Below are 19,624 nucleotides of genomic sequence, written 5' to 3' on the forward strand. Positions count from 1 at the left end.
ATCCCATCTCGCGCGAGTTCGCCAAACGGGAGTACAATTGCCCCTCGACAAATTGCTATTAAGCTGTCGGTTTAATTGAAGATCTCTGAGCGAAAAGATATCGATTTACTCACTGCCCCACGCTGGACTACGTGTGACCGAGAAGAATCTGAGCCATCTCCTCGCTTTAATTGGCGTGAAGAAGATACTAGGTCCTGCACCTCGGCTATATATGTATGCCATTAGGTGTTCCGTTTAATTCCACATTGAGCGCGACGCCCTCAATCTATTAGCGAACTCGCACATCACACTGGATGACAAAATGACGAAACTCACGGGATCAGGGGCCTCTTTAGCAGACTTCATCTGGAAAAACGCCGAAGACTTATGGGGTGACTTTAAACATACCGACTTTGGCAAGATCATCCTTCCGTTTACGCTGCTTCGTCGTCTGGAATGCGTCCTTGAACCCACGCGCCAGGCTGTCCTCAAGGCACAGAAGAGACACAACAAATCGGGCATCGATCTTGACCTGATCCTGCGTCAGACGACCCGGTATCCGTTTTACAACACCTCCGAATATGAGCTCGTCACATTGGGTGGTACGAAGACCAGGCAGAACCTCCAGGATTACATTGCGCAATTTTCAGACAATGCTCGTGTAATCTTTGAACAATTTGATTTTACGAATACGGTCATTCGCCTGGACAAGGCAGGCCTTCTGTTCAAAATCTGCAAGAACTTTGCTGCGATCGATCTACATCCGGGCACGGTCCCCGATCGAGTGATGAGCAATGTCTATGAGCACCTGATTCGTCGTTTTGGGTCGGAAGTCAACGAAGGGGCTGAAGACTTCATGACTCCTCGCGATGTGGTTCATTTGGCCACGGCACTCCTGCTGGATCCCGATGATGACCTCTTCCGTTCGAACCCGGGCCTGATTCGCACGCTGTACGACCCAACCTGCGGCACGGGTGGCTTTTTGACTGATGCGATGAATCATATCGCCGACTACGGTAGCCGCTTCAAAGTTCCTCCAGTCTTGGTGCCGCATGGACAGGAACTCGAACCGGAAACTCATGCCGTCTGTCTCACCAGCATGCTCCTGCGCACACTGGAGTCTGACCCTGGACGAGATCTCTCAAAAAACATCAAGCTGGGCAGTACGCTCTCCAACGATCAATTTCCCAGCGATCGCTTTCACTACGGCTTGTCCAATCCGCCGTTTGGGAAAAAATGGGAAAAGGATGCGTCTGATGTGACGAGCGAGCATAAAGAAAAGGGTTATAACGGCCGCTTTGGACCAGGATTGCCCCGCATCAACGACGGATCCATGCTGTTTCTGCTCCATCTCGCTAGTAAACTTGAACACCCCAAGAACGGGGGTGGCCGCGCCGCGATCGTCCTCTCCGGCTCGCCATTATTCAATGGTGGCGCAGGGTCAGGAGAGTCCGAAATTCGCCGGTGGCTCTTGGAACAGGATTTGGTGGAAGCCATCGTGGCGTTGCCCACCGAAATCTTCTTTAGAACAGGCATTGGGACCTACTTGTGGATCTTGTCGAACAAGAAACCGAAGCATCGACAAGGTCTGGTCCAACTGATCAACGCCACCGGCCTCTATACCCCAATAAAAAACGAAGGCAATAAGCGCCGAATCATCAGTGACGATCAGATTCGTCAAATCGTCGATATCTATGCTTCTGCGGAGGACACTGACATCAGTCGGATGGTTGACTCGAGACGCTTTGCCTATCGCCGCATTCGCGTGCTGCGTCCGCTTCGGATGGCCCTGCACATTAACCCGGAGACGATGGCAACCCTCCAGACCGAAAAAGCATGGACCAAGCTCACGCCGGCACAGCAGAAGGTCTGGACACGCGCGTTGAAGCCGTTCATGGAATCCACTCAACCGGTTCGTTGGGCTGAATCCTTCGTAACCAACACAGCCAAAAAGGAAAAAGAGGTCAGCAAAATTGGCGGAGGGTTCCTGAACGCGCTGACTCACGCGTTTGGGGTTCGTGATCCTCAGGGCGAACCGGCCTGTGACGTCGATAGTCGTCCTGTGTCTGACCCTGATCTAACTGATTACGAGAACGTCCCACTGCTCGAAGATATTCGCGAGTACTTCGATCGAGAGGTCTTGCCGCATGTGTCAGATGCTTGGATCGATGAGTCTTACTTGGATAAGAAAGATAAGGCGATTGGGCTTGTCGGCTACGAGATCAACTTCAATCGCTTCTTCTATAAGTATGAAGCGCCACCCAAATTGAAGGATATCGATAAGGAATTGAAGCGCGTTGAGGCCGAGATTGCAGCATTGCTTGGCGAGGTGACGGAATGAGTCACTACAAGCCGTATCCGAAATACAAGGCTTCAGGACTGGAATGGATCAACGCAGTGCCGGTCCACTGGAATACAAAACCTATTAAGGTAGTAGCCTCATGTAATGATGACTGCCTTCAGGAATCTGTGTCACCCGATACCCCAATAAGGTATGTCGACATTTCCGCTGTTAGCCACAATGAAGGAATCACAAAAGAAGAACTAATGCTGTTTGGTGATGCTCCTTCTCGCGCTCGGCGCAAGGCAAAAGTTGGAGACGTGATAGTTTCGACTGTTAGAACTTATGGAAGGTCTGATTTATTCTCTTTGCATGATGTGCTAAGGGTAGCGCAGCACTGAACTGGAGGCGTGCCCCATGCAGCAACAGACGTTTGCCGAAGTCTCGTTTGAACAGTATCGCAAGCCCACCCGCCGGGAGCAGTTTCTCAACGAGATGAACCAGGTTGTTCCATGGGCGGAATTGGTAGCGGCGATCGAGCCGGTCTACCCCAAGGCCGAGGGCCCAGGGCGTCCGCCCGTGGGTGTCGAACGCATGTTGCGCCTCCATTGTCTGCAACAGTGGTTTAACCTGTCGGACCCGGCGGTGGAGGAAGCGCTGTACGACTCACACGCCATGCGGCAGTTCGTGGGGATTGATCTGGGCCGCGAGCCCGTACCGGATGAAACCACCATCTGTAAGTTTCGGCATCTGCTGGAAGCCCACCACTTGGGCGCACAGCTCTTTGCGCGGATCGGCGCGTATCTGGCTGCCCACGGGCTGAAGGTCAGCCGGGGCACGATCGTGGATGCCACGATCATCAATGCGCCCAGTTCGACGAAGAATCGCCAGAAAGAGCGAGATCCGGAGATGCATCAGACCAAGAAGGGGAACCAGTGGTATTTCGGCATGAAGGCGCATATTGGAGTGGACAGCCGGACGAAGCTGGTTCACTCAGTGGCGGCCACGGCGGCGAATGTCCATGACAGCCAGGTGTTGCCGGAGTTGCTGCATGGACAGGAGACACGAGTATGGGGCGATGCCGCCTATAGCGGGCAACGCGACATGATTCAGCACCATGCTCCCCATGCCAAGAGCTTCGTCCAGACGAAAGCCCATCGCCATCGGCCCTTGAGCGAGACGGAGCGGGCCCGCAATCGGACGAAGTCGAAGGTTCGTGCCAAAGTCGAGCATGTGTTCTTGGTGATCAAGCGGATCTTCGGGTGGGCCAAAGTGCGGTACCGGGGGCTCGCGAAGAATGCGCACTGGTTGTCTATCAGTTGCGGCTTGGCGAATCTGTATGTAGCACGCCGGCACTTGCTGGCGGCAGCCTAGCGGACGGGGGTGCGAACGGGGCGCGGGCCGCCTGACGGCGGAGGAATCCGAGAAAGGCGCTCTCGGACCAGCGGGTTCCCAGCTGATGGCCCGTCTTGATCCACCGAGAAACAGATTGCTTCGTGGAAACGCGAATTAATCAGACGTTCCTTATCTTAAGGCAGTGGCATCGGTTGATGACAAACATGCCGACTGCGTGTACTCGACGGGGTTCGCCATACTTCGCGCTCGTGTCGAACAGCTCAGACCGGAATTCCTCAAATGGCTTATGCTCAATGAGTTGCTCATCCAGGCGGTAGAGTCTCATTCTGAGGGGCTTAGTTATCCAGCAATCAATGCAGCGGAATTGATAAATCTGAAAACTATAGTGCCGAGCTTATGTGAGCAAACGCGAATAGCATTAATCCTCGATCGCGCAACCTCCCGCATCGATGCCCTCATCGCCAAGAAGACTGAATTTATCGAACTCCTGACCAAGAAGCGCCAGGCCCTGATTACGCATGCCGTGACAAAAGGGCTGAACCCGAAGGCCGAGATGAAAGATTCAGGGGTGGAATGGATTGGAGGGGTGCCAAAGGGTTGGTCCGTCTGTAAATTGAGTTACCGGTACTATGTGGAGCTTGGAAAGATGCTTGACGAAAAAAGAATCACCGGTAGTCATCCCATCCCGTACCTTCGAAACAAGGATGTTCAGTGGGGTAGCATTAATACCGCCGATCTCCCGGTTATGGATATTCCACCGAATGAAATCGATCGCTATACAATCCAGAATGGCGACCTTCTCGTGTGCGAAGGAGGAGATGTCGGGCGAGCTGCGATTTGGCGTGGTGACAGCAACGTTATTGGATACCAAAAAGCACTGCATCGTCTTCGAGCGGTCTCAGGCGACAAAGATTATGTCGAGTTTTACTTCTATGTTTTATCTGCTGCGAAGACAAATGGGGTATTCAGTGAAAGTGATAATAGGTCAACCATTTCACACTTGCCTGCAGAAAAATTCCGAGAGTACCGCTTCCCATTTCCGCCTTTCGCCGAACAGAAAGCCATTGCTGATGAACTCACAAAGCACTCAGAACGCATTGATACCATGATCAAAAAAACTCAAGACAGTATCGGTCTTCTCTATAAACGCCGTTCTGCTCTGGTCACCGCTGCCGTCACCGGCCAAATCGATCTCCGGGAGCCCGCATGAATAACACGGCCCATCAGGAACGACATTTCGAGGAATACATTGTCTCCAAGCTGAAAGCCCAAGGCTGGAACGTTGGGGATTCGAAGGGCTATGACACGGAACGCGCCCTGTATCCCGATGATCTAATTGGCTGGCTGAAAGCATCCGGTCAAGACGACAAATGGACCAAGTTCCAAAAGGACAATCGTGAGCGGGCGATTGACGCGCTCATGGATCGACTGGACAACGCGCTGGAGACTCATGGGACTATTCACGTGCTCCGCAGAGGGTTCTCCATCGCTGGGTGCGGCCATCTGGATCTTTCCGAGGCAGCTCCAGAAGACGCGCGGAATAAGACCATCCTCAAGCGTTACGCCGCCAATATTCTGCGCGTGGTCCCACAACTCAAGTACCATCCTTCCCGTGAACTGGCCATTGATCTGGGTTTGTTTATTAATGGGATCCCGGTCGCCACCGTCGAACTGAAAACCGACTTCACCCAGTCGGCCGAAGCGGCGATGGACCAATATCGCACCGACCGCCTTCCATTTGATCCGAAGACGAAACGCCGCGAACCACTCTTAACGTTCAAGCGAGGTGCGATCGTCCATTTTGCCATGTCCGATTCCGTGATTCAGATGACGACCAAACTCGATGGTCTGAACACTTACTTTCTTCCGTTCAACCAGGGGCACAACGATCATGCTGGCAACCCGCCGCGGCCTGACGGCGAATACCCCGTCGCCTACTTCTGGGAATCAGTGTGTGATCGTGATGCCTGGTTGCGTGTCTTTCACAGTTTCGTCTACGTCGAAAAGAAAGACGTCGCCGACCTGAAAGGAAAGTGGTCCAAAAAGGAGACCCTGATCTTCCCCCGGTACCACCAATGGTCCGCCGTCAACAAGATGATTGCTGACGCCAAAAAGCATGGGCCTGGGATGCAATATCTCATCGAGCATAGTGCGGGATCCGGCAAAACGAGTACGATTTCATGGACCGCACACGATTTGGTGAAATTGCGTCGCAACAATGGCGAGGCGATTTTCAACAGTGTCATTATCGTCACCGATCGTACCGTTTTGGATAGTCAACTCCAGGAGGCCGTCAAACAGATCGATCATCAGTTTGGCGTCATTGCCGCAATTGATCGTCAGAAATCCAGCCAATCTAAGAGCGATCAGTTAACTGAGGCGCTTCTCGCTGGCACGCCGATTATTGTGGTTACCATTCAGACCTTCCCTTACGCCATGGAGGCGATCGTCACCCAGAGCAAGCTGAAGGATAAGAGCTTCGCGGTGATCATTGATGAAGCCCATGCCTCGCAAACTGGGACAACTGCGGCGAAGCTTCAAGCGGCTCTCGTGATGGGTGGCAAAGGAGCACTCGGATCTCTGACAGTGGAAGAATTGCTCACCGAACTTCAAAACTCTCGATCGCGCCCTAAAAATATCAGCTACTTCGCTTTTACCGGGACGCCGAAGCATAGCACGTTGATGTTATTTGGCCGACCTGGCGATCCATCCCGCCCGGCGTCAGAAGCTAACCTTCCTGAATCCTTCCATCGCTACCCGATGCGCCAAGCCATCGAGGAGGGTTTTATTCTTGACGTCCTTTCAGGGTACGTTCCGTACAAGACAGCCTTTAACCTCGCAAAGCAGATTGAGGATCTCAATCGAGTGAGCGGCAAAGCAGCCAAGCGGGCACTCGCACAATGGATGGCACTGCACCCCACAAATGTGACCCAAAAAGTACAATTCATTATTGAACACTTCAGTAACAATGTGGCTCACCGCTTGAACGGGAAAGCCAAGGCCATGATTGTCACGAGTTCTCGACCGGCAGCGGTACGCTATAAGAAGAGTTTCGATGCCTATATCCAGCAGCATCCGGAATACGCAGGTATTCGTTCTCTGGTTGCGTTTTCTGGAAAAGTGACCGGAAAACAGGTTCTACATGCTGATGATGAACGGATGGGCGGCGAAGCGTTCATTGTGGATGACGGCGAGGAATTCACCGAGATCAGCATGAATCCAGGCGTCTCCGAGCATGATCTCCGGATCGCATTTGAACGACCTGAATATCGCGTGATGTTAGTGGCAGATAAATTCCAGACTGGCTTCGATCAGCCCAAGTTGGTTGCCATGTACATCGACAAAAAGATCGCCAACGATGTAGAGATCGTCCAGACGTTCTCACGTCTGAACCGCAACGCTCCTGGAAAAGACCAGGTGTTTATTATTGATTTTGTGAACGAACCGAACACGGTAAGGGCGGCCTTTGCCAAATATGATCTTGGCGCACAAATTGACGAGATCCAGGATGCCAACGTTGTCTACGACATGAAAGACCAGCTTGATGGCCAGCATCTATATGAAGTTGCCGACCTCGAGTCATTCAAAACGGCCCGCTTCAGCACCCTCCACGACATCGTTAACGCCAAAGAACCACAGCACAAAGCACTCTATGCTGCCACGGATCGTCCGACCCGCCTCTTCAATGAACGACTCAAGGCCCTATGGGAGAGTGTGAAGACATTGGAGACTGCTTACGAGAAGGCTCGAAAGCAGGGCAATAAAGATGGGATGCACGCTGCCGATCACCAGCGCAAAGACGTTGGTGACCAACTCAAGGTCCTGATGAGCTTCAAAACGGGACTGGGACGGTTTTGCCGTACCTATGGGTATGTGGCCCAGCTGATCGAATTCGGTGATCCGGATTTGGAGAATTTTGCAGCGTTCGCAAAATTGCTTCAGAAGCGGCTCGACAGTGAGCCTCATGAAAACGTGGATCTGAAGGGTATTGTTCTTACTGGTTATGATATTCGAGCTAACGACCAGCCGCGCGATGATGGTCAAGAGACTCCAATCATCCACCCTATCGGCCCGGGAGGACAGTCACGAACAGGAGATGATCCAGAGTATGTTCGCGAGATTATCGAACGTTTGAATCGCTTGTTTGGTGAGGCGACTCCGCTTCGAGACCAAGCGACTTTCGTGAATCACGTCGTGGCGATTGCAAAGGAAAATGATGTTGTGGTCGCCCAGGTGGAGAACAACACCCGCGAACAAGCACTAAAGGGCAACCTCCCTGGGGCAGTCCAGCAGGCTGTCGTTCGTGCGCTCAGTTCGCACCAGGCATTGGCTACCCTTGTGCTCAAATCTGACAAGCAGGCCATGTCGGGGCTGATTGAAATAATTTATGATCTTGTCCGAAATCATCAGACCATCAACCTAGATCACCTGAATCCTAGCCACACCACACATCCCAATAGTTGAACAGATCACGATATCCGACGACCGGTTTCGCCATCATAATTCCTAACATTAATTACGCCTTCCTTGGAGGGCATTGTCGTAACAGGATTCAGCGTGTGGCGCGTAGGTAATCCCAGCCGCGCTGCCTGACGCTTGATGGTTGCAAAACACACCCCTAGACGTACTCCCATCTCTCTGAACTCAATCGTTGGGTCCATCCACAATCGTCGTAGAGTCTTATCCCAGTCTCGGCCCCAGCTTCTCACCTTCCCAATTCGGAACATATCTTCTGGTCGTTCATCTGGACCTCGTCTCACATAGGTAAACAGGCATGTCGGACATGAAAACGTTCCAAGTGGTACGCCACCAACTGGCGAGCGCGTAACCTGACACGAAGGAATGATCATACGTTGAAAATGGTCGGAGGCGCGATTTAAACAGGGCCATGGCCCTGAACCGAATGGGTGTGATTTGATTTTTGTCTGTAAAAACTCTGAAACTGAATATCCCAGCCAATGAATAACCAGCAAGTGCTGCAGAGGATGCACCATCCGTATGCGAGAGGCATAAAACATCCGGACAAGCCAATTATTTCGATCCGGGCCGCCGATGATGCAGTGCACGCTGCCCAGGAACTTCCTTGAGTAAAAGTTCTGGAGCTCATTTATAAGATGGTTCCTCCGCAGACGATTGCCCCAGGTCGCCAAACCTTTAGCTTGGAGCAAGGTGAAGTATCGGTCGCGAAGTTCCGCCGGATCGACACCATTGCCAGGATTGTTCAGAATCCATTGGCAATCACAAGCGAGTCTTAGTTTGTGACGATCCATACCTACCGCTTCGGATCTTCTGGTTGACTGTCTTATTCCGTCCTCAGCTGATACCAGGGCTCGCCACTGAGCTCGCATCAGCGATGGGACTGAACTATTCTGAAGCGGAACTCCATGCAGGGGGCAGATATCTATGACAGGTAATTGGTGCATTCTATGCCAGTATCGAAATCCGAATTGTTCGCGGTCCTCGTCAGCGCATGTTCTGCAGTAACGCACCCACGGCGGCAAAGGCATGTGACTCGCATGAAGTCCCGCTAACACCTCCGCTCTATTGCCGCTTGCTGAACGCATGGCATTACGGAGAAAACTGACTCTTTCTGGAGACCAAAAACAGCTAACAAATGGCAATAGGGTGTGATGGTCCATCAAATAATTTGCCGTAAGGCTATGGCCTGGCGGAAGCATCGAGAGAAGATGATCGAGGCGACTAGGAAGAAAGTTGAGATTGATTGGGTTCAGAGAGCCTGTAAGCTCGTGAAGCAGCTTTAGGCGTCCAGGATACTGCACTCTTTGGCCATATCTGGCAAAGATACTGTAGAGGGTTTCATCCGGCTGAGGCTGCACAAAGAAACCGAGCATGGGAGGTTAAGCCAGTGGCATATGTAGGAATCTCATCATGACGAGGTGTTCTAGGGGGTGATAATTAGGCCCACCAAGGACTCTGTTTACCAACTTCCGCATATCATTTGAATAGGCGCTGAACGATAGTTGGTGAAGTAGGTTTGAGGTATAAAACCCCGTTATCGCCTGGCCTAGTTTATCGGTCGAAAGCCTATCATTCCAAATAAACTCTGTGGACTCAAGCTTAGTTCGATACTGAAAGCGAAGACCAGACAGCTGGATTAGTACGCCTTCCTCCACGATTCGTCTGGCATCATTGGCAAATCCTAACAAATGCCCATTGGCGGACCTGCTCGTTCTGCCTGTGTTCATCGTAGTAGTTCTGGTCTTGGCACTTACAAGGGATGCCCCCTGCGCCCCTACTTTACTCTCCATAAGGTGGCACTCGTGCTTCGTGCAAAGAAGCACGCCAGGAATTTGATGCAGGCGATGCCAATATGGTTCTCCATATAGAGACACATCTTCCTTGACACATTCATCGCAAAATCGCAGGTACTGGGGACAATGCTGTCGATACGTTATCATTCCGACGGCCCGGTACAAGACCGTAGCGGGGGAATCTCCAAGTGCCGCAATAATATGCCGTGCTTTCTCGGGAGACCGCGTGCTGACATAGAATGGGAAAAGAGTATGTCGATAGAGCAGCTCCTCTAGGGTTATTCCACTATTACTTGGGAGCTGGCTTACAAGACGGTTTAGCTGTCCTGGCACATCGTAAGCCACTCGACTGCAGCGATCACCAAACAGATCAGAAATTGCGCTCATCCGAGCAGGATATCGAAATGTATCTGCATAGCGAGCGCACGCACTCGATAACAGCTCATCTGGATATAAATTAGGAAACCACCCAATCATGATGAAAGGACGTCCGCATCCATTTAGTTAGGCAGCTTTCTTGACCTTGCTCTGTTTCGCCTTCTTTTTTTGACGCGCTTTCCGCTGATCTGTTCTTCCACTTGAGGATTGCTCAGCCGTAGGCCTTTTATCGTCGCTATTTTTCTGAACAACTTTAATTTTTCTGCTTTCTCGCGCCAAAAATTGGTCCAAATCGATCGGAGCAACGTCTTCCATTTCCATCAACCGTCCTCGATCCTTTCGCCTTAAGGCATCAAGAAAAGGCTCGGCCTGTCTCAGCAAATCTTTTGCAACGGACCTGATTATTCCGGAGGTAATTTGCTCTTTCCCTGCATCGATAGCGCGCACCTGAGCCGCAGTAAAGACCTTTACGATATAGTCGGTAACTCCCTGAGTGACATCGTACAACGTGCTGCGCATTTCAGACGAAAGTGCCACAGGTTTCTTCACATACTGATGTTGAAAGAGCGCCTCACAGAGGAGCTGATAGTCACTACTATCTTCGAGCCAGTTGTCCCAAATTATTTCGCCTTCAGTTCCCCCCGCACGACGAACTTGCATCATATATTTTCCAAGCACCTTCATGGCATGGTAGGTTCCAACCATTACGACCGGAATTCCTATGGTATTCACTAATTCCACAAAGAAATTCAGAAGACGTTCATGACCACCACTTCGTGCGGCATTCAGGAACTGGATCTCATCAATCACCAACAGGCCCAGCGCTTGCACGCTGGCAACTGTGGCCATCGCCCGGCCTAGTTGCTCGGCAGTTTCCCCTTTATACTGCTCCTCATACTTAGTCCCTAGCAGGGCATCCATCTCACTAAAAAAGTTATTGCATAGCTCTTTCAGTGAAGCGCCATCAGATGGACATGACACAATCAGCCATGGCACTTGTTGAAGAATCAGTGGCTGCCCATTATACCTACTATGGACGATAACCTGCGGATAAAGCCCCTGTAGAATCCCCACAAGAGATGTTGTCTTCCCCATTCCCGACATACCAATGAGTGACAATCCTAATGGTGCCGTTTGCAGCGATGGCGAGGTTCGCAACCCAGGCGTGAAAAGCTGACTATTTCCTCCGGTACTGCTTTGGCGACGCTTAGGGCATGGATTTCTAAGTAGATACCCCGTTCGAAGGCTTTGAGCAAGACGCCGTTCTAAGTCGAAATGTAAAGAGAGTGGCTGGAACAATGTGCGAATTTGAGAGGCAAGCACACATCGCCGTGTGTGGCTCGGCAAGCGACGAATCTTGGCGGGTAAGTCAGGAGCATAGCTTAAATGCTCAACAATATCCTCTTCCGTATAATTGGGTGGTAGTGCTTCAATTAATGGATTTCCGTCGAAATCAGGCACCCCTGTCTTCTGATAGTTTGCAGGACACGTCGCACCCTTGTTAAATCCGCTCATGGTCTACCTTCCCTTCGGACTCTGTTGATTGTCTTACTGCGGATCATGTTGGACCGGTCTGGCACCTTCACATCTTCGTCGTTCTCGTCCACGAGCTCTTTAGCATTGGCGGAGCGGTATTTTCTTCGTTCCTGCCGCTGCTCTTCCTTGCGATTCTTTTTTATTCCCTTCAAGCTCGCCGATTTCGACTCAGTGATTGGCGATTCCTTTGTCTTTTGTACAGCTTTGGTGATGACATCCTTTATCTCCGCCCTCGAATCAGCGAGGCGCTGCTCTTCATTTGAGCGCGAGCGTTCCCTCTGTTGCTTTTTCACAGCAAAATAATCGATCACGTCATCCCAATGTCGATCGGCAAAGGCATGATCGCGTCCAAGCAAGTGGCATTCCTCAAGCCGCCCGTTTGGAAGCCTCACGAAAATGCTGCTGGTATTTTCTTCGTGGTAGCTAACTCTGATCGATTCCGTGCCGTTCACGCGAGCCCTATCAAACCAATGTCCTCGTATTGCCGATTGGCAACTGTAAGACAAACCCTCAAAGATAATGCCCTTCGGTGTGATGCGCGCTTGAGCACTGGGAAGTAGATTTGGCAAGAGTTCGGGTGACACTTCTCGCAGATGGCTACGATTACCTGCTCCCCAATGCCATAGATCCACTGGATACGGCGGCACGTCGTCCTCGATCATGAACTCCTCGTAGGGATACTCTTTTATCGGAAGTACATTGTTATGCTGATAAACGAGTTGAACGAACAACTGTTTGAACTCGAGCAAGGTCAACTTCGCATCCAGCCGGTAGTCTTCCCCCATCAAGGTTCGCTCTTCACGTACTGCCCCTGGCGTCCAACTCAACCCACGTTCATTGATCAACTTAAACTGTCGTTCCACTAGGCCTTTCCAGTCCGCTCGATAAGGCGCAGTGTTGTCCAACTGAATGTCAAGCCCCAACACAAGATCATCTGATGCATAACTCAAGTATTCTTTGCCGCGATCTGCGCGAATGGTCTCTGGCAAGTAATGGCAGGGCCATTCCTCCTCTGTTATCGGCCTAGCTAGCCCAATGGATTTGCAATATTCCGTTTTATCTTCCGCAGCATTCTTGATTGCTGCTATCGCACCACGCCATGAGGCGGGTCTAAGACCAATGTAGAAACCAACGATCAGACGACTAAAGACATCGATGACGACATAGATGATCGGTCGTCCGATGATCCTTCTCCGGGACAGTTGGCTCACGAGATAGACGTCGGCTACAGTGGAGTCAATTAGAAAACACGAACCAGGCCCAAAGGCACGCTTGGTTGGGCTGCCCACCATTCCTCTGTATTTGAGCTTGACGATGCGCTGGCCTTTTCGTCTCGACAAGTCGGCGATCCAGCGATCGCTATGACGATACCAATAGTGGGCCTGTCCTTTGGTTGGGCGCCGAGAAGGGGGGAGCAGGATTGGGGCGAGTACGCGGCTACGCAGCTCATATTCGCCGGCATTGAAATACTCTTCGGTCAGCCTTCTAAATGCTTCAGCGAAGGATATCCCTTTATGCTTGGCGAATATCTTTCGAAGCCCACGCAGGGTTCGATCTCGCATCTCGATAGTCATATTGGGGCCGGTTTGCTCGTTCGTAGATCTGCTTAAGTCACTAGGCCGTCCCCTCTTAATGCATTCTGTCCGCTTCTCCTCTTTTTCAGATCGCAGTCGTGTCTTTCCCTTTCCGCCGCACAGGTGACGGAAAGGCAAAAATGCATTCTGAACTTGCCCCGCTTGCCACCAGCGATGGAGGTATTTGTAGATGACAGGCTTTTTCCATCTATGGATTTGAATGAGCTCATTAACGATCTTGCTTCGTTCTTCCCGATCAAGGATGTTGATCCCTTCGACATACTGCCCCAATACTTGCCACACCTTGTCTCGCTCGTCGCGATGCGCTTCTGGCAGATCCTTTTCCTTCCATAAAAGACGATGAACGGGCAAACCACCCTCAGCACCATCTGTCTTATCAGTTGATGGCTTTTGCGTATATAGATCTTCCAAAACGATCTTGGCCGTACCATTATCAACTGACGATTGCAGAACGTCGGCCTCGATGTCGTACGGCATACCAATCGGCTTCTTGTTATTGACGGGCATTGGATAGAGTGAGGCCCAATTCCGCTCCAGATCGATACGGAGTACCCGGTCTAGTCGACTATCCTCCACCCACTGAATAAGCGAGTTCTTAGCGATACCCATTAGGCGGCCGTCACGTATGAGGCGAGGGGTGTGTCAACTGTGTGCGTCAAGGAGAGAGGCCGGCGGGGGTTATAGGGCTTGTGCAGGTCTATGGGCCACTCTCGATTGGCAATTAAATGCCTCGAGACCTTTAAACATGTTCCCACCCGATACCCCAAATTGTGGTCCAGGACAGTGCACAGCTTAACGAGGCTCGTCTTCCGCCTGAGCACTCCCGGTCTCAGTAGTCTTGCAATTCTTTTCACCTCTCGAGCCGAAAGGGGATAGAGCGACTCTAGTCGCCTATATGGACGGATGATTTCCAAGTTTCCTACATATGGAAGCGACGCCTCCTCCTCCGTCAATATCACGTGTCGGACAAGAGTGGGCATTGAATGCCAGTAGTCGCGTTCTATGGCTAATTTGTTCCGAACTCGTGGCCTAATGGCATCCTTCATGTATTTGACCGCGATGGCGACATCCCATTGTCGGCATCCACGCTTGAAGGTCACCAGAAAATCCGTCGTCATAACCGTCGGCACCCCTGTCCTAGGATAATAAGGATGACGAATGCCGAGATTATCGGCAATAACAAGAGTCCTAGCCCTATCGAGTGGGTATTGCTCTCTGATGTCCCACACATTGGGGAGGTCTTCGAGGAGCAAAAGTACTTGTCGCTCGAGCATGCTAAATGTGTGATGAATTCGATCGCAGAAAAGACTCTTTACTCGGCTCGATAAACCATAGGACGAAAATCTTCTTACGGTGAGCCACGGCTTATAAGAATCGCGAGAGCCACTTCCGAGTCCCTCCTCATACCATTTAGTGATCTGATCTTCAGAGATTGGAGTCCGGCGAGCCATCGTACTTTCCTGCCGTTCCGAGTAATAGTAGACACTCAATATCAGCAGGCATATCGGATAATCTGACCAGAAACTTGAACTAGGGAACGTCTGATTAATTCGCGTTTCCACGAAGCAATCTGTTTCTCGGTGGATCAAGACGGGCCATCAGCTGGGAACCCGCTGGTCCGAGAGCGCCTTTCTCGGATTCCTCCGCCGTCAGGCGGCCCGCGCCCCGTTCGCACCCCCGTCCGCTAGGCTGCCGCCAGCAAGTGCCGGCGTGCTACATACAGATTCGCCAAGCCGCAACTGATAGACAACCAGTGCGCATTCTTCGCGAGCCCCCGGTACCGCACTTTGGCCCACCCGAAGATCCGCTTGATCACCAAGAACACATGCTCGACTTTGGCACGAACCTTCGACTTCGTCCGATTGCGGGCCCGCTCCGTCTCGCTCAAGGGCCGATGGCGATGGGCTTTCGTCTGGACGAAGCTCTTGGCATGGGGAGCATGGTGCTGAATCATGTCGCGTTGCCCGCTATAGGCGGCATCGCCCCATACTCGTGTCTCCTGTCCATGCAGCAACTCCGGCAACACCTGGCTGTCATGGACATTCGCCGCCGTGGCCGCCACTGAGTGAACCAGCTTCGTCCGGCTGTCCACTCCAATATGCGCCTTCATGCCGAAATACCACTGGTTCCCCTTCTTGGTCTGATGCATCTCCGGATCTCGCTCTTTCTGGCGATTCTTCGTCGAACTGGGCGCATTGATGATCGTGGCATCCACGATCGTGCCCCGGCTGACCTTCAGCCCGTGGGCAGCCAGATACGCGCCGATCCGCGCAAAGAGCTGTGCGCCCAAGTGGTGGGCTTCCAGCAGATGCCGAAACTTACAGATGGTGGTTTCATCCGGTACGGGCTCGCGGCCCAGATCAATCCCCACGAACTGCCGCATGGCGTGTGAGTCGTACAGCGCTTCCTCCACCGCCGGGTCCGACAGGTTAAACCACTGTTGCAGACAATGGAGGCGCAACATGCGTTCGACACCCACGGGCGGACGCCCTGGGCCCTCGGCCTTGGGGTAGACCGGCTCGATCGCCGCTACCAATTCCGCCCATGGAACAACCTGGTTCATCTCGTTGAGAAACTGCTCCCGGCGGGTGGGCTTGCGATACTGTTCAAACGAGACTTCGGCAAACGTCTGTTGCTGCATGGGGCACGCCTCCAGTTCAGTGCTGCGCTACCCTTAGCACATCATGCAAAGAGAATAAATCAGACCTTCCCTAGGTGAATCTGATGACTGATATAGCCAGGCAACAGAAGTTTCTGTCTATGCTGCCTCTTAGGAAGGTAGGTAATGAGTCTCAGCGATCAAAGCTAACTGATAGCCTATTTTTATGATAAGCGTTGTCCCGACCCCAGCTGTATCTCTTCAACGAGTCGTGAGGAGTAGGTACCATCATGCCAACCGACCCATAATCCATCAGCATGGTTAGCGGTCCCTACGATGACCAAGACGAACCCGACGAGCTCATGTGTGGATTTCTTGAAGGAGTCAGCAATTCTACTCAAATCTTCGCTGGAAGGTTCAGGGTGCCTCTGTGGATGTGTATGCCAATCACCGACATAGTGCAGGCCCTGCATGAAGCAGGCTTCTATATCACTGTTCTCCTTTCCACGATCAGGACGAAAAAAGTACCGTCCTCGACTGTCACTTGTATAGGGCCCCGTTGCTTTAGAGATTTCAATCTGCGAGGGAGACAGCTTTGCGAACAACTGTCCTCCCGCCTCAGCGCGCCATGACCAGCGCTGACGATGGCGCCGAAAGTGCTTGACCGCGTCTTCGGTGAAGAGAAGTGTGTGACCGGTCTCTGCAACCCGATAGCGGAGCGGCGGCCGACCTGTCATTTTTGGCATAAAGGACAGTGCTCCTGTACTGGCCACGCTAAACGGTAGACTCGTTCACCTGTGCCTATCTCGCCATACCGGGCGATCCAGGCTTCGCTCCATTGGGCACCATGGCTGGTCAAAGCTTCCGAAGAACCAACCCAGAGTCGGTGGTGGGATCGTGCGATTGTTCCTTCAAGCACATCCAGGGCAGTCGAAGCAATCATGGCGTTGATGGGATTTGTTGCGATAGAACCAAACGGTTGAAAAAATCCGCCGCAGCCTGGTTCTCGTTGCGGTATCGGCGTCACGGACCATGAGATGGGCGAGTGCTGAAAGGTGCCTAATCCATCCATTCCACATGTGAGGCAGCCCCCCATATCAAGCACCGCCACCGCGTGGCCAGCACAGGCGTAGGCCTCGCTCCATCCGAAGACCACGGGAGGAAAGTGCGGACTCCGTCTAGCAAGCAGATTCAAGGCAGCCTCGGAAGCCCAATCTCCTGTCGTCGACACGATGACATCGCATTCCCTAAAGAGTTGCTCCTTCTGCTGATACACGTCTTGCCATCGACGACCAGCCGCGACGATATCCAACTCCGGAAACCGCTGTTGCAGTTCCTTGCCGATCGCCTCAGCCTTGTTCGTTCCAACCTGGCCCGGACCACCAAGGATATGCCTCCCTACATTGTCCCATGACAGTGTATCGTGATCCACAAGCACCAGTCGTCCGACTCCACCTTGTGCAAGCAACTCTGCGATTTGTGAACCGAGCGCACCGCAGCCAATGAGCATGATCCGCTTGTGCACGTGGCGAGCTGCCTTCGCATCGCCTCCTCGGGCATGGATCCATGCCCGATCACACCGCTGGACTCTTCGCTTTTCCAAGACACCGGGCGACGCTAAATATCGTCTGGCAATGACAGCCGGAGGAATCTTTCCGGAGCGAAAGCCTCGAGTTAGCGACGAACGAGCATTGTGGTGAGGGATCGAATGGTTCAGTGGCAACGACCAGGCACCGGCTAGAACAGAGTCCTGGCCAACATCAAATCCAAACACGACGGGAAAACCTTCTTGGCTCGACTTGATGACCTTCACGAGGACATCAACACTGTGCTGCCCTAGTTTCTTCGCGATCTCTCGAAGAAAGGTGTTATTGGCCGGGTATTGTTCTGGGTAGAGTGGTGCAGGAAGCCACAAGAAAATCCCGGAACTGAAGGAGAACCGACTGCCCGTAAATTCTCCCTTGAAATGCTCGAGCCAGGTCCTCCCCTTCTCTGCGGTCTCGGCCAATAAGACGAATCGTTGGCCTTCCCAATAGGCAATGCTCCGAGTTGGTCCAACTGGCTTCAGTATGCTCCAGAACCGCTTAACCTTCGCGTCATTAAGGCCTGCGCCCCAGTAGCTGATGACTTCGGTGGCTAAATCCGCCCGATTGGAGCCGTCCAGACACTGGCGAATCAAGTCACGGGCGTTCTGGACCAAATGGTCGATAAGCCGCACATCCGTAGATATTTCAAAACCGGCGTGTTCCGGAAGGAGGCACAGCTTCCCGCTTTGTTCGACGTGCGGCCAGCTGAGGAAACGGTCTTGGCCAACGAGAAAGATGCTGGGCAGCGAGAAGGGAAAGTGAAGATCGACGATGATGTCCAGTTCAAACGATTGGCCGTTGACCTCAGTCGAGATCCGCCATCCCCTAGATGGCGAACTAGACCGACCCAGTTCTGAGGAAGATAGCTCTCGGCCGGGAGGTGTGTGATTCTGAATATACGCAGCAAGTGCGGCTACGGCCTTTCGGTGCCAGGCCGCAAGCGGCCAATCAGGCATATCTCTCCCCGCCTTCTCTCTTAACGGGAAATTGAGGCTGGTTGCCCGACGTCGTCAGAATCGTGGGCCCTTGCGTCTTTCCTTCGTCATCTAGGAATTTGTTAAAGAAGTTGGTATTGAATACCTTGCCCCACGCCTGAAGCGCTGCTTTCTTCGTGCAATCCCGATCGTGAAGAATTGCCAACCACTCCAAGGCCTGCTTCAGCTGGGTCCTTAGCTCAACCATACTTGCGTCTTCGGCAGTTTTTGTCAAAGCCTCATCGACCACTGGATGCCGAACCGTCAGATCCCATTCCAATCGGGCATGGATGCCACGGATGGTTTCATAGAAACTGACATCCTCTCGTCCTGCCAGCGCATGATATTTTTCGCTGGCCAAGACTGAAAGGATAAAACCGCTGGGCATATTCCATGATTCACGGCTCTTCGCAAAGGCTTTCAGGAGTCGAACTTGGCGACGCAGCTGCTGTTTTTTCCCCTCTTCATCGGGACTATGCGTCTGCACTTGGGCGTCGAACCACTCGGTGACGGCCTTGGGATTAGATTGGCGCCATTCAACGCTTGCGAGTTCAAGATAGGTAGCTCCAAGAATCGAGATCATCTGCCGGTACACCGGAATGTCGACATTGTGCCCTTCCTCGTAGTACACCCGCACGCAGTTAGTCCGTACTTCGGGTTCCTTCTTGAACCGTGAGTCCTGCACCGCCTGGCAGACGACCTGGCGTACTTGCAAGGGGGTCCATTGCCCACCTTGAGAACCGTGCAAATCGTCTGCACTGAAGATGACACCATCGTCAATGTCATAGTCACTTTTGGGCTGCTGGATAATGGTCTCCATATCGTAGGAACCCTGAATCAGAAAACTAGTCGGTGTCAGACCATGCGAAGCTTTGAGACCGTTCGAGACGCGCTCTCTATTCGTGTTTCGATGATCACGCAGTTTTTCCTGTACGGCTTCTGACAGACGGACTTTCTCATCGTGGAATGTGAGTAACTCGTGCGAACAATCAGGCATATGTGTTCCTCCATGACGAAATCTCGATGTAGGCAGCAAGTAGGCTAGACATCCAAGGCCCGCTCCTATCA

Annotated in this window: 14 protein-coding genes; 5 read left to right on the plus strand and 9 right to left on the minus strand. The window is 52.3% G+C overall.

From position 1 onward, the window contains the following. Positions 1–301: 301 nt before the first annotated feature. The 5 genes from HRU82_02100 (at position 302) to HRU82_02120 (ending at position 8,080) form a co-directional block, all read left to right on the plus strand. Positions 302–2,320, plus strand: coding sequence for an SAM-dependent DNA methyltransferase (locus HRU82_02100; GenBank protein ID QOJ33811.1), 2,019 nt, complete (start codon positions 302–304; stop codon positions 2,318–2,320). Next, on the plus strand, positions 2,317–2,661 hold the full coding sequence (locus HRU82_02105; GenBank protein QOJ33812.1) for a hypothetical protein: 345 nt from the start codon (positions 2,317–2,319) through the stop codon (positions 2,659–2,661). Before HRU82_02100 ends, HRU82_02105 begins: the two co-directional genes overlap by 4 nt. Before the next feature lie 16 nt (positions 2,662–2,677). Next, the gene (locus tag HRU82_02110) at positions 2,678–3,634 is read left to right on the plus strand and encodes an IS5 family transposase (protein ID QOJ33813.1); all 957 of its coding nucleotides are present in this window, start codon (positions 2,678–2,680) and stop codon (positions 3,632–3,634) included. A 163-nt stretch (positions 3,635–3,797) separates the two neighbouring features. Further along, the gene (locus HRU82_02115; protein ID QOJ33814.1) at positions 3,798–4,826 is read left to right on the plus strand and encodes a restriction endonuclease subunit S; all 1,029 of its coding nucleotides are present in this window, start codon (positions 3,798–3,800) and stop codon (positions 4,824–4,826) included. Further along, complete coding sequence (locus tag HRU82_02120) at positions 4,823–8,080, plus strand: type I restriction endonuclease subunit R (GenBank protein QOJ33815.1); 3,258 nt, start codon at positions 4,823–4,825, stop codon at positions 8,078–8,080. Before HRU82_02115 ends, HRU82_02120 begins: the two co-directional genes overlap by 4 nt. Before the next feature lie 5 nt (positions 8,081–8,085). On the opposite strand, the gene HRU82_02125 is transcribed toward HRU82_02120, so the two are convergent. From HRU82_02125 to HRU82_02165, 9 genes are all read right to left on the minus strand, one after another. Then, positions 8,086–9,468 carry a TniQ family protein gene (locus HRU82_02125; protein ID QOJ33816.1) on the minus strand — a complete coding sequence of 461 codons (1,383 nt, stop codon included), beginning with the start codon at positions 9,466–9,468 and terminating at the stop codon, positions 8,086–8,088. 6 nt (positions 9,469–9,474) lie between these two features. Next, a complete protein-coding gene (locus tag HRU82_02130; GenBank protein QOJ33817.1) occupies positions 9,475–10,365 on the minus strand; it encodes a TniQ family protein in 891 nt (296 codons plus the stop codon). 27 nt (positions 10,366–10,392) lie between these two features. After that, the gene (locus HRU82_02135) at positions 10,393–11,781 is read right to left on the minus strand and encodes an ATP-binding protein (GenBank protein ID QOJ33818.1); all 1,389 of its coding nucleotides are present in this window, start codon (positions 11,779–11,781) and stop codon (positions 10,393–10,395) included. Beyond that, positions 11,778–13,874, minus strand: coding sequence for a transposase family protein (locus HRU82_02140; protein ID QOJ33819.1), 2,097 nt, complete (start codon positions 13,872–13,874; stop codon positions 11,778–11,780). Before HRU82_02140 ends, HRU82_02135 begins: the two co-directional genes overlap by 4 nt. Before the next feature lie 131 nt (positions 13,875–14,005). Next, positions 14,006–14,671 (minus strand): TnsA endonuclease N-terminal domain-containing protein, encoded by a 666-nt coding sequence (locus tag HRU82_02145; protein ID QOJ33820.1) that lies wholly within the window; start codon positions 14,669–14,671, stop codon positions 14,006–14,008. Positions 14,672–15,081: 410 nt separating this feature from the next. After that, positions 15,082–16,038: an IS5 family transposase gene (locus HRU82_02150; GenBank protein QOJ33821.1), complete on the minus strand. Its 957-nt coding sequence runs from the start codon at positions 16,036–16,038 to the stop codon at positions 15,082–15,084. Positions 16,039–16,220: 182 nt separating this feature from the next. After that, positions 16,221–16,742 carry a Mov34/MPN/PAD-1 family protein gene (locus tag HRU82_02155; GenBank protein QOJ33822.1) on the minus strand — a complete coding sequence of 174 codons (522 nt, stop codon included), beginning with the start codon at positions 16,740–16,742 and terminating at the stop codon, positions 16,221–16,223. Next, positions 16,730–18,538 (minus strand): ThiF family adenylyltransferase, encoded by a 1,809-nt coding sequence (locus tag HRU82_02160; GenBank protein QOJ33823.1) that lies wholly within the window; start codon positions 18,536–18,538, stop codon positions 16,730–16,732. The genes HRU82_02155 and HRU82_02160 overlap by 13 nt, the downstream gene beginning before the upstream one ends. Next, on the minus strand, positions 18,531–19,553 hold the full coding sequence (locus tag HRU82_02165) for a hypothetical protein (GenBank protein ID QOJ33824.1): 1,023 nt from the start codon (positions 19,551–19,553) through the stop codon (positions 18,531–18,533). Before HRU82_02165 ends, HRU82_02160 begins: the two co-directional genes overlap by 8 nt. Between the last annotated feature and the right edge of the window lie 71 nt (positions 19,554–19,624).

Origin of the sequence: Nitrospira sp., from assembly GCA_015709715.1 — a bacterium.
GTDB lineage: Bacteria > Nitrospirota > Nitrospiria > Nitrospirales > Nitrospiraceae > Nitrospira_A.